The sequence below is a fragment of the Virgibacillus sp. Bac330 genome, from assembly GCF_003667845.1.
Lineage (GTDB): Bacteria > Bacillota > Bacilli > Bacillales > Amphibacillaceae > Virgibacillus > Virgibacillus chiguensis.
In genome coordinates this window covers 309,450-321,327 of record NZ_CP033048.1, presented here as the reverse complement: position 1 = coordinate 321,327, position 11,878 = coordinate 309,450, and the positions used below count along the sequence as shown (strand labels likewise).

General features: G+C 39.4%; 10 protein-coding genes. 2 read left to right on the top strand and 8 right to left on the bottom strand.

What is annotated here, in order from left to right:
* Window positions 1–260: 260 nt before the first annotated feature.
* The 5 genes from D9780_RS21530 to D9780_RS01395 all read right to left on the bottom strand — a co-directional run bounded on the left by D9780_RS21530 (window position 261) and on the right by D9780_RS01395 (window position 4,534).
* On the bottom strand, window positions 261–374 hold the full coding sequence (locus D9780_RS21530) for an RAxF-45 family protein (RefSeq protein WP_305847184.1): 114 nt from the start codon (window positions 372–374) through the stop codon (window positions 261–263).
* Window positions 375–436: 62 nt separating this feature from the next.
* Complete coding sequence (locus tag D9780_RS01410; RefSeq protein WP_121639015.1) at window positions 437–1,849, bottom strand: LysM peptidoglycan-binding domain-containing protein; 1,413 nt, start codon at window positions 1,847–1,849, stop codon at window positions 437–439.
* A 234-nt stretch (window positions 1,850–2,083) separates the two neighbouring features.
* Window positions 2,084–3,019: an NAD(P)H-binding protein gene (locus D9780_RS01405; protein ID WP_121639014.1), complete on the bottom strand. Its 936-nt coding sequence runs from the start codon at window positions 3,017–3,019 to the stop codon at window positions 2,084–2,086.
* A gap of 198 nt (window positions 3,020–3,217) precedes the next feature.
* Entirely contained in the window at window positions 3,218–3,787 is a 570-nt protein-coding gene (locus D9780_RS01400; RefSeq protein ID WP_121639013.1) for a TetR/AcrR family transcriptional regulator, read from the bottom strand.
* Window positions 3,788–3,967: 180 nt separating this feature from the next.
* Window positions 3,968–4,534, bottom strand: a complete 567-nt coding sequence (locus tag D9780_RS01395) for a hypothetical protein (protein ID WP_371413689.1) — start codon at window positions 4,532–4,534, stop codon at window positions 3,968–3,970.
* Between the two features lie 718 nt (window positions 4,535–5,252).
* Between D9780_RS01395 and D9780_RS01390 the strand changes: the two genes are divergently transcribed.
* Entirely contained in the window at window positions 5,253–7,013 is a 1,761-nt protein-coding gene (locus D9780_RS01390) for a methyl-accepting chemotaxis protein (RefSeq protein WP_121639011.1), read from the top strand.
* Window positions 7,014–8,167: 1,154 nt separating this feature from the next.
* On the opposite strand, the gene D9780_RS01385 is transcribed toward D9780_RS01390, so the two are convergent.
* Both D9780_RS01385 and D9780_RS01380 read right to left on the bottom strand, forming a co-directional pair.
* The gene (locus D9780_RS01385) at window positions 8,168–8,731 is read right to left on the bottom strand and encodes a DNA-3-methyladenine glycosylase I (protein WP_121639010.1); all 564 of its coding nucleotides are present in this window, start codon (window positions 8,729–8,731) and stop codon (window positions 8,168–8,170) included.
* Window positions 8,725–9,573: a sulfurtransferase gene (locus D9780_RS01380; protein ID WP_121639009.1), complete on the bottom strand. Its 849-nt coding sequence runs from the start codon at window positions 9,571–9,573 to the stop codon at window positions 8,725–8,727. The genes D9780_RS01385 and D9780_RS01380 overlap by 7 nt, the downstream gene beginning before the upstream one ends.
* A gap of 216 nt (window positions 9,574–9,789) precedes the next feature.
* On the opposite strand from D9780_RS01380, the gene pepT reads away from it, so the two are divergent.
* Window positions 9,790–11,022, top strand: coding sequence for a peptidase T (gene pepT / locus D9780_RS01375; RefSeq protein ID WP_121639008.1), 1,233 nt, complete (start codon window positions 9,790–9,792; stop codon window positions 11,020–11,022).
* Window positions 11,023–11,252: 230 nt separating this feature from the next.
* Here pepT and D9780_RS01370 read toward each other — a convergent pair whose 3' ends face one another.
* The gene (locus tag D9780_RS01370) at window positions 11,253–11,705 is read right to left on the bottom strand and encodes a DUF2269 family protein (protein ID WP_121639007.1); all 453 of its coding nucleotides are present in this window, start codon (window positions 11,703–11,705) and stop codon (window positions 11,253–11,255) included.
* Between the last annotated feature and the right edge of the window lie 173 nt (window positions 11,706–11,878).

The window sequence follows — 11,878 nt, the reverse complement described above, 5'->3', positions numbered from 1 at the left end:
GCTTATCACCAATTCTTCATAGAGAACGAATGCTTTAGAAAAACTGGGCTTGTCGCCAAATCGAAAGCCTTGTTTTTCTGAAAATTTTATACTTTCCTATAGTGTAAAAAATTCATAGCAAAACGACGTAAGTAGAGTTTTCTCCTTACGCCGTTTCATAAATCCACAAATAAGCATTGCACTTTACTAAGTACAATTGTTCACACACGTTACACTTATTTCCGTCCGGTTAGGTAGATGTCTCTCACTGATTTTTTCCATTATTTTGAACTCAAAAAGGGCATACGTATCCCGTTACTTTGATTATTGGAAAAAATTGCATAACGAATAGCAAGATATGCTTTCATTTTCGTTATACCACCAGTTTGATTCATCTACCTCACCTCCCTTTTATAATTGGTTTTAGTTTAACTGACCGCACTTTCTTTGTCAATCCTTATATTTTCATTACTTGGAATTCACTCTGTAAGACTGGCCAATTTTGGGCAAACGGGATTCCTAACACCCAAAACATAGCGCCTCTTATATCGTAATTAGCTATTCGTTCGTATTTTGCCTTTACGCTGCGGGCATCTTCAAACCAAACCTCATGCCTCTGCCCATTGTCATCTGTATAACGAAAATTTGGCGCTTGATAAATTTCATCATATTGAATAGCTTCTTTATAAATGAAAGCTAAATCGACAGCTTCCTGTGCGTTAATTGTTCGAGCGCGGGTTCCTTCTTGCCAAGGTATCTTCCAATCCCTTCCGTATAAAGGAATTCCCATCATTATTTTTTCTTTTGGTATGACAGTAACTGCATAATCCAATACTTTTTCGACTTCATTAATAGGCGCAATGGCTAGCGGTCTGCCTCCCGCCCATCCCCATTCATACGTCATCAAATTAATAAAATCGACTACTTTTCCTTGTGCTTCATAATCATGTGCTTCATATAGTAATCCCTTTTGATCGCTACTCGTTTTTGGAGCCACTGCTGTTGTTACAAGATATCCTAGAGGATGCAAACGACGAACCATTCGTTTTAAAAATTCCGTATACCGATCTCGATCTTCCGGGTATACATATTCAAAATTAATATTTATGCCTCTATATCCCTTATCGTTCATAATAGCTAACACGTTTGTAATTACTTTATCCTGTAACTGGACATCTCGTAAGATTGTTGCTGCTGTATCTGAATCAAAGTCCCCTGCTTTGATATTACTTAATACAAGTAATGGTGCTACATTCATTTCCTTTGCCGCTTCTAAAATGCGTTCATCAGATAAAGAAGTTAAACTACCATCTACATTCACTTGGTAAGAAAATGGGTTTACGTATGTCAGCAATCGACCATTCATTAACATATCTTGCTTTCCTTGTTGATCTAACTGGATAGTATAGGCACATACTTGTTTGTTAGGTTTTGCTGGAAAAGGAATTCGTATAATAGTACCTGGATAGATACTAGATGGTTGAACAAGGAAATTCACCTGCAAAATTTCTGCTGTTGTTACACCAAAACTGTGTGCAAGCTGCCAAATAGAGTCTCCAGGCTCAACAAGGTAGAGAAAATAAGGCAAGGATAACAATTGCCCCTCATAGATAATAGAAGTTTCTGTAAGGTTGTTAACAGCGGCCAGATCAGCTAATGCAACATGGTAATTCTCTGCAATCTGAGTTAATGTATCACCAGTTTGTACAACGTATTCTTTTGTTGGATCTGGTATGACCAAGCTTTGACCAACGACGAGCTTGTTTGCATCTGGTAATTGATTCAGTGTACGTATTTGTTGTACATCTAATCCATAGCGTTGCGCTATTTTCCAAAGTGTATCACCTCGATTTACCACATATATTCCCATACATCATCTCTCCATTTATTCGCTCTTCCTATAGCCTATTCCATCCATGTTTGTCCTGTTCGTAAACTCTGACCAATTACAGCCGTGGCGAATTGCTCGAATCGGAGACTGCTATCAGATTTAAGTTAAAGCGCATGCATGACGGCTTCTTTTTAGGCAGTTTATCGGAGTTAATGGTTTTCTATATGTTGTAAACGAACCGTATATATAGTATTCTACCTTTCGCTGGTATTGTTAAGCTGTCCCATTTTGATAAGCATTCAACGTCAGTTCTAACGCTTTTTTGTAAGGTGTTCTCGGCAATGCGCCTATTCTTTCTTCATACTTTTCCCCAATTAATATTACAGGGTGTTGGTTTAAATACTGCATTTCTATAAATTCTCGCATCTGCTGATTAAATATCCCTAATAACCGCAACATGTTCGTAGTTACTGTCCCTACGTTTTTCTCATATCCTGTCAAATCTCGAATCAACTTTATTAACTCCACGCCTTCTATAGGCCGAGTGGCTGGTATGTTCCAATGCTCCCCATAAGATTTGTCCTGTAATGATAGATTTACCAACGCCTTTGCTCCATCAAATGTGAAAAGATGCTCTCTTTCTATATGATGGCTTCCAATGAACCAAGCACGTTTGTTAGCAGCTACAGATTGTAATGTAAAATTCAACTGCGTATTTTCTGCATAAGGGCCAAAGAAGTCAGGAAAATGAGCGAGCACGTAAGGTACATTCGATTTCATAATTAGTTTCTCAACTTGTAGCCGTAACTTGCCTTTTTTCGTATGCGGATGTTTTATAGCTGTTTCCTTTATCGCTTCCATATGTTTTCCGTATGCGTAGATATTATCTACAATTGCGAGTTTTGCATTATTTTTCTTTGTTGCTTGTAAGATGTTCTCGGTTAATGGAAGAAGCTTATCTTGCCAATCACCATATGGTAAATTAATTGCATGAAAAATGATATCTTGGTTTTCGGATATTTGTGCTAATAATTTTTGATTGAACGCATCCCCATGAACAATGGTCACCTCTGAATAACGAGAAAACAACTTATTTAGCTTTTCTTTAGAAAGAGCGAAAACTGTTACGGAAAAGTCACGCTGAATCAATTCCCTCACTAATGCGTATCCCATTCCGCCAGAAGCGCCTAGCACAAGTGCTTTTTTCATTGTATCAACTTCCCTTCGTTTAATTAACCAATGGTCAATTAGAAGCTTAATAAAAACTTGGAACTTTCACCAAGTCTTTATGTACAGCTTTCAGTTCGGATAACTCAACTTTTTACATGTATAGTATAGGAAAACGACAGCTTCCCATAAAACTTGCCAGAAAACTAATTTTCCCCAATTACTTACGTTCGATTTACGTCATTTTGTCCATTGTAGAAGTAAACTAACATGATGTTTAGCCATTGCTTCAACATCTTCATAATTATTTACATGTCGTATATAATGCGTTACAAATCCATGTAAGGATAAAAACATTGACCAAATTACTTGAATGGATAACGCTTTACTACTCCACGCAGCAACAAAGTGGGCAAATCTTTGGTAAGCTTTCATTGGCGCTTCTTCCGTAAATGTCCGCACATCCGCATCTTTAATTAAAAACATAATCTCATAATGACTTTGATGAGTCAGTCCAAAAGCAATATAGTCCTGCATTAAATGCTTCAATTTTTCTTCATTAGAGAGCTCTTTTCTCTGAATAGCAAACATTCTTTCATCAAGTAGTTGAAAATGGTTTTCAACTAATGCAAAGAACAACTCTGCTTTGTTCTTAAAATGGTAATATAACGATCCATGACTGTAATTTAATTTAGTAGCGATTTGCCTCATTGACACATGTTGATAACCCTTTTTTACAAATAGGTCATTCGCTGCTTCAAGAATCATTTCACGCGTAAGTTCTTTCGAAACTGTTTTTCTAGCTACCATTTGTAATCCTCCATTTAATTGACCATTGTTCAATTAAATGGTATAGGAAGGTAAAAAGGTTGTCAAACAAAACGATAAATTATGTGTCATGTTTTTCTCAACTTTAACTTCCTCGAAAAAAAGGAGTTCGCTTTTTTCTGTGAGGTCTTCCCACTACGCTTTCCCACAGGCCAAAGAAAGCTACGACAGCGAAACATCTTGATTATTTGCAAGAGACCAAATGATTTTCCCTTTTTCTTCTTTATGATCAATACTTATGTCAAAATAATGCTTGGCGTAAAAATATTTCAACCGCTCCACATGATCAAAATCACGTTTAACGATATCACCAGTAATATAATGTTTATTTTCATCATAAGCAAGCTCTTTTAAATGGTTCATTAATACAGAACCGTAGCCTTTATTTTCTTCCCCTTTAATATCAGAAATGTGAAGGGTATTTTCTCGTTTATATTCAGCTTCAATAGCTGAATCCCATTTCCCACGAAATGGCTTCGTACATTCATGAAGCATCATTTGAATCGAATTTGCTTTTCGAATTGAATAGATGATGACCCAGTTAGCCTCTTTTGTTTGATCAATACTAACAATAGATGCTTGTTTGGCAATTTCTTTTACATTTTGTTGCATACGAAAGACTTGTACTTCCAATGTATTTAGTTCTTCCTCTAATTCTTGCTTGTTTTTTTCGCTTGCTATAAAAGCAGAAGCTTGCATCTTATCACCTACATCTTTATAATTACGCACACAATTTGACATTTTACACGAGAACGGCTTTTTAACGCAAATGGTAGCATGGTTGTCAATTATTTAAGTAGCGAGAAGTTCTCTACTAACTTTCTTTCAACAATTTATAATCATAACGCTTACCTGCTGAGATCGAACCTTTTTGCTCACCTATTGTAAAAAAATTTGCACTAATAGCTTTAATTATTTTCAAATTTAGTCGATATGTTAAAAAAGGCGGAATTATTTATAATGATAGAAATATTCTTTTCATCCTTTAAAAAGAACATAGTGAAATGCTCATACGTTAAAAAATCATACTGCATCAAGACTTTTGACACGCTACTAATCATATGAAACAAAGAACAAAGGCTCAGGGTGCCCGGCTAGCAGCGTAGCGACTGGAACGAATCAACGAAAGTTTTAGGAATTATGCTCCTGCAGCAGGAGTATGTCGGCGCCCTGCGGCAAGCGCGTCTTTAGTCGGCCTTCCTATTTAGAACGAATCGATGATGACTTAGCTTAAGGCAATGGAGTGAAGTCGCCTAGTTGCTGGGCGCTTGCGCCGGACGTGGCTAAATAACTTAGTTGGTTTATGCAACGCTAGTGTAATTTCCTAGACAATTAAAAATTGCCTATAAGTTTATTTTTTTAACAATGAAGTGGTGCCGGGTTAGTAATGAACGAATCAGACGAGTCAACGGGGCTAAAGGAATCATGCTAAAACAGGGGGGATTCTATGAAAAACAAAAAAGTCCATACAAAGGCAAAAACGCAAAAGAACTGGAAAAAGAAAGTCATTGTTGCTTGGGGAAATCTACGCATTCACAAAAAATATTTGTCTGTTTTCTTTTTAACGATTGCTTTAATGCTTACTTCTTCTCTTATTGTATATGTGCAATTAAAAGGAGGACAACAAGATATTCATAGAGTGAATGAACTACAGGAACAGACAGACCAAATTTCCCAATTAGCAATCATTATTCAGGCGAAAGATGTACAATCCGCCGACTATTTAATTACTGGGAATGATAAATATTTTACTCATTTCGAAACCTATCAAAAGGAATTTGAGAAAGTTGCCCAACAATTAGATAAAACGATGGATGATAAAAATCAGAAAGCTATTCTTAGCGATATTGTTGATAAAAACGAGTCCATTGATAAAGCATTTTTGGAGCGAATGGTAACCTCTGTCGAAGAAGGAAGAGAGCAATTTGCTAACACTATTCGTCACTATTCGGGAGGATTGCGAGAAGACACACTAACACTTGTCAATAATCTCCTCGATCAAACGCAACAACAACAAGCTAGAGCCATTGCTGAAACAGAAAACAGCTCAAACAGGAGTGTATACATACTAGCATTCTCCAATCTATTATCGCTAGCTATCGGTATACCACTCATGATTATGATTAGCCGTGGCATTACTTCCAGATTGCAGAGCATTGTTCACACTACAAAAGATATAGCAAATGGAAATTTGTATATACAACAGGAAGAGACTAAATCGAAGGATGAAATTGGTCAACTAGCTCAAGCTGTACATAGGATGCGAGATCGAATACGAACAATCATTCAGAGCGTCCAAAACGTTTCTTCCTCTGTATCAGCACAAAGTGAGCAATTAACGAAATCAGCTAGTGAAGTGAAAGAAAGTAACCATCAAATAGCTACAACGATGGAAGAATTAGCTAGCGGTACAGAAATGCAAGCAACAGGCGCAAGTGAACTGTCCGACAGCATGATTAAATTTGTTGACAATGTACACATTTCTGAACAAAGAGGAAGCGAAGTAATGACAGATGCTAGCGAAGTGCGAAAATGGACAACAGAAAGTTCTACCTTCATGCAACAATCTGTCCAGCAAATGAACCAGATTGACACCATTGTAGAAGAAGCAGTAACGCAAGTAAAAGGCTTGGATAATCAGTCAAGTCAAATATCCAAACTTGTGAAAGTCATACGAGATATTGCAGATCAGACGAATTTGCTCTCGTTAAATGCCGCCATTGAAGCTGCAAGAGCTGGTGATCATGGTAGAGGTTTTGCCGTAGTAGCAGATGAAGTTCGAAAGCTTTCAGAACAAGTTGCGCAATCTGTCGGGGAAATCACTACCATCGTGCAGCGGATTCAATCGGAGACCAGCGACGTCGTTTCTTCTTTAAATCGAGGTTATGATGAAGTAAAAACTGGAAAGCAACAGATTGAAAATACAGGAGCTAACTTCCAACAAATGAATAATGCGATAACAGGTATGATTGAAAAAATGCAAGCTATTTCCATGAAACTAAAAGAGAATACAGAAACAAGTAAAGATATGGAGCACCTCGTCAAAGAAATGGCTTCTATCTCACAGGAATCAGCAGCTGGAGTAGAAGAAGTTGCTGCTTCTACCGAAGAGACAACTGGTACTATGGAGCAAGTTTCGCACAATATTGAAGAATTAGCAGAATTAGCTAGAGACCTTCATAAACAAGTGAGTGTCTTTAAGCTTTGAATCTTGGAGAACAAAATAAATTGTTATACCTACAAAAAATTCACAATTTTAGATCGGATTTTTCATTTCTATAGTTACATGTATCTGGAAAATTAATCCTGCTTTAGCAGTGCTCATTACATACGCTTAGTCATTTCATTCGAGGAGCAAACGGACGCGACCCGACATACGATTTACTGCGTAAGCCACTTTTTCTGCAGAGAGCGAGCGACTTCTTGTGCAGGGTAGGCGACTTCTCCTCGAACATGAGCGTATTCTCGCGTAGGGGGGAGCGATTTTGCGACGAACGTGAGCGAGTTCGCGGTGCGCGAGGAGCGATTTTGCGACGAACGTGAGCGAGTTTCCGCGTGCGAGGAGCGATTTTGCGACGTGCGCGAGCGAATTTCAGTGCGAGATGAGCGATTTTGCGACATACATGAGCGAGTTTCAGTGCGCGATGAGCGCGTTCACCACATACGTGAGCGAGTTCCCGCGCGGGGAGAGCGATTTATCGACATACGTGAGCGAGTTTCCGCGTGCGAGTTCCGGCGCGCGAGGAGCGCGTTCACCACGTACGTGAGCGAGTTCCGGCGCGCGAGGAGCGCGTTCACCACGTACGTGAGCGAGTTTCCGCGCGCGAGGAGCGCGTTCACCACATACGTGAGCGAGTTCCGGCGCGCGAGGAGCGATTTCACCACGTACGTGTGCGAGTTTCCGCGTGCGAGGAGCGCGTTCACCACATACGTGAGCGAGTTCCCGCGCGGGGAGAGCGATTTATCGACATACGTGAGCGAGTTCCGGCGCGCGGGGAGAGCGATTTATCGACATACGTGAGCGAGTTCGCGGTGCGCGAGGAGCGATTTCACCACGTACGTGTGCGAGTTTCCGCGCGCGAGGAGCGCGTTCATCACGTACGTGTGCGAATTTCCGCGTGCGAGGAGCGCGTTCACCACGTACGTGAGCGAGTTTCCGCGCGCGATGAGCGCGTTCACCACGTACGTGAGCGAGTTCCGGCGCGCGATGAGCGCGTTCACCACGTACGTGAGCGAGTTTCCGCGTGCGAGGAGCGCGTTCACCACGTACGTGAGCGAGTTCCGGCGCGCGAGGAGCGATTTCACCACGTACGTGAGCGAGTTTCCGCGTGACGCGGGTCGAATTGCCCCGATCGCCCGCGTTCAGCGCGATTTGGACAAAAAGCAGTCTTTCGTATGATCATTGACCATACCTGTTGCTTGCATAAAAGCGTAACAAATGGTTGGCCCAACGAATTGGAAACCACGTCGTTTTAGATCTTTGCTCATTTGTTCGGATTCTGTCGTATATGCGGGCACTTGTTCATGCGTTTCCCAGTGATTAACAATTTGTTCCCCACCGACAAAGGACCATATATAGGAAGAGAAGTCTCCAAACTCCCGCTCTACTTGCAAAAAGGACTGGGCATTCTTAACGAAAGCATTTATCTTTCTCCGGTTACGAATAATTCCTTTATCTTGGAGGAGGGCTTCTATTTTCTGATTGCTATATTTACTTATTTTCAACGGATCGAAATGATCAAAAGCTTGACGATAATTTTCTCTACGCTTTAATATTGTAATCCAGCTTAATCCTGCTTGTGCTCCTTCCAAGCAAATCATTTCAAATAATTTTCGGGCGTCATACTGCGGGACGCCCCATTCATGATCATGATAAGCAATATAGACAGGATCATTTGTAACCCATTGACACCTTTGTTTTACCATGCATCTTCACCAATTGCGACTTCATTTTCATCATAAGAAATCCAATCACTGAAACTACCAGGGTATAATTTCACATTTTCATAGCCAAGTGATTTTAAGGCTAAAATATTAGGGCAAGCAGATATACCAGAACCACAGGAAACAATAATTTCTTCGTTTTTCTGAAGGGAAGCAAACTGCTTTTCTAGGGATTCCTTCTTTTTCCAAGAGCCATTTTCATCCAGCACTTCTTTCCAGAAATAGTTCTTGGCACCAGGGATGTGACCGGCTCGAGCATACATCGGTTCATAATCTCCTAAATAACGTTCTCTTGCACGTGAATCAATTAAAACAGCTTCGTTTCGAGTTACTTTTTGTTTCACTTCTTCCATATTTGCAATTTGATTGTCTCTTAATTGCAAGTGAAATACTTTTGGCGTTAGTGTTGGTACTTCGGTAGTTGTTTCATTGCCTGTTTTTTTCCAGCCACTATAGCCCCCGTCAAGAACATACACTTTGTCATGCCCCATATAATGGAATAACCACCATGCTCTAGCAGCAAACATATCATTATCTGCATCGTATATCACAACGGTTGTATCGTGATCAACACCTAATTTTCCTACTTTTCCTGCAAGCATTGTAAGGTCAGGAAGCGGATGGTTTCCACCATGTTTTCCTTTTTTTCCAGACAAATCTTTTTCTATATCCATAAAAACAGCGCCTGGGATATGATCTTGTAAATATGCTTTTCTGCCTGCATCAGGATCTGTTAACTGAAAACGCACATCGATAATTACTGTATTGTTTAAATGATTATGTAGACGATTCTTTAAACGGTCTACGCTAATAAGATAGCCCATTTTTTCTTCCCTCCAATAATTTTATAGCCATTCGTAATCCGTATTTGTTACTCTTATTTTATACGATAAGCTTTATTATGCCTACCCCTAACTTAGAGACTCGAACTATTTACGTTAGAAAATTTGTGTAATTAAGTTATAATAGAAAGCATACTATTCATGTTTACATGATGAAAAAATGAAATACATATTCTTATTTGATAGGAGTTGGCTTTATTGAAAAAAGAAATAATGGAAAGGTTTATTACGTATGCAAAGATGGATACGCAATCCGACGCAAGCAAGGACGCTACACCTTCTACACCTGGACAGTTTGATTTAGCGAATCTTTTAGTACAAGAGCTTCGGGAAATGGGAATGACAGACGTTGCTGTTGACGGCTTCGGCTATGTGATGGCAACACTTCCCGCAAACACGGATGGAGATATACCGACCATCGGGTTTTTAGCGCATTTGGATACAGCAACAGACTTCACTGGAAAAAATGTGCAACCGCAAATCACGGAGAATTACGACGGGAAAGATATTGTATTGAACAAGGGAGAAAATATTATATTATCAACTACCGATTTTCCAGAGCTTTCGCAATACAAAGGGCATACAGTAATCACTACAGATGGAACAACTTTACTTGGCGCTGATAACAAAGCGGGAATTGCTGAAATTATGACGGCCATGCATTATCTCATCACACATCCAGAAATCAAGCACGGGAAAATCCGCGTTGCCTTCACACCCGATGAAGAGATCGGCCGTGGACCACATAAATTCGATGTGGAACGTTTCGATGCTACATATGCCTACACGGTCGATGGCGGTCCATTAGGTGAGTTGCAATACGAAAGCTTTAACGCAGCTCAAGCTAGAGTAACCTTTAAAGGAAATAGTGTACATCCAGGAACAGCCAAAAACAAAATGGTGAACGCTGGGAAAATGGCAGCAGCGTTTATAAATGAAATTCCAAACGAGGAAGCTCCGGAATATACAGAAGGATATGAAGGATTTTATCACTTAAGCAGTATTACTGGTGATGTGGAAAATGCAGAACTGATCTACATTATCCGAGATTTTGATAAAGCAAAGTTTCAAGAAAGAAAAGATGTAATGCAAAAGATCGCAGAAAAACTTCAGTCGAAGTACGGAACGGAAGCTGTTAACCTTGAATTGCGAGATCAGTATTATAATATGCGCGAGAAAATTGAACCTGTGAAAGAAATTGTCGATATTGCTTATGATGCAATGCAAAATTTAAATATCGAACCAATTATAAAACCGATTCGTGGTGGTACAGATGGTTCGCAATTATCGTACATGGGACTGCCAACACCGAACATTTTTACTGGTGGAGAAAATTTTCATGGTAAATTCGAATACGTCTCGGTAGATAATATGATGAAAGCCTCAAAAACAATCATTGAGATCTGCAAGCTATTTGCCCAACGCTATTAATTAAGATTGATTAGAAAACACGGCTTACCCCCAATTTTTTATGTAGCAGAATGCCGTCGTTTTTCTATAGTATAAACCTTAAAACTTTATGCTTGCATAATAATGTAGAAAAGTGCCAAAGAAGTGCGTCTCCAGATGACAATCACACAGTTGGCACTTTTTTATATTATCCATCGTAAGAAGACCTGCACGGAACATTATGAACTTCAACGCATTTCCTTCCATGTACTTTAAAATGGTTTCGTAATCATTAAAATAATAATGATCATAAACAACAGGCTTTCGATTCTTTCATAGAAAAATAGCTTTCTAGATAATCGAACATATTCATCGGGGATCGTATTATCCGGATGCGTCTGTAATAGTTTTTTGATTGGTTTGGAACGCGGTGACAGCACGAGTGGACCGAATGCCAAAGCAAGCAAAAATAAAAGCAAGCTACCTGTAAACCAACCTTCTGCAAATAAATAGGGGCGTAGCACACCCATCATTAGCCCCGTTAGCAATAGTAATGTACCACCAATCATGACAGAGCCGTGTAATTTGTTTCGTATTTTATAACCATATTGCAATTCTGCCATCGTAGTTGCTGCTTTCACTGGCAAAATCATGAAAAAACCTGGACCCATACCGATAATAGCAGCAATGATGTGTATGAACACCATGAGGTCATAAAGCTCCATGTTATCTCCCTCTCCTAAATTCCTACATAATAACGCAAAATTTTATCAGCATTTGATCTGTAAACTTCTCTTAAATAAGTTTAGATGAACTAGTAAATAGATTAATTGATATAACGTGCTTACAATCTATGTAATAATCCGCTAATGTAAAAGAAGCTTTATAGGAAAACTTA

Excerpts from the sequence above, each read along its gene's own strand:
- D9780_RS21530 (WP_305847184.1), bottom strand. The coding sequence starts at position 374 with ATGAATCAAACTGGTGGTATAACGAAAATGAAAGCATATCTTGCTATT.
- D9780_RS01410 (WP_121639015.1), bottom strand. The coding sequence starts at position 1,849 with ATGGGAATATATGTGGTAAATCGAGGTGATACACTTTGGAAAATAGCG.
- D9780_RS01405 (WP_121639014.1), bottom strand. The coding sequence starts at position 3,019 with ATGAAAAAAGCACTTGTGCTAGGCGCTTCTGGCGGAATGGGATACGCA.
- D9780_RS01400 (WP_121639013.1), bottom strand. The coding sequence starts at position 3,787 with ATGGTAGCTAGAAAAACAGTTTCGAAAGAACTTACGCGTGAAATGATT.
- D9780_RS01390 (WP_121639011.1), top strand. The coding sequence starts at position 5,253 with ATGAAAAACAAAAAAGTCCATACAAAGGCAAAAACGCAAAAGAACTGG.
- D9780_RS01385 (WP_121639010.1), bottom strand. The coding sequence starts at position 8,731 with ATGGTAAAACAAAGGTGTCAATGGGTTACAAATGATCCTGTCTATATT.
- D9780_RS01380 (WP_121639009.1), bottom strand. The coding sequence starts at position 9,573 with ATGGGCTATCTTATTAGCGTAGACCGTTTAAAGAATCGTCTACATAAT.
- D9780_RS01370 (WP_121639007.1), bottom strand. The coding sequence starts at position 11,705 with ATGGAGCTTTATGACCTCATGGTGTTCATACACATCATTGCTGCTATT.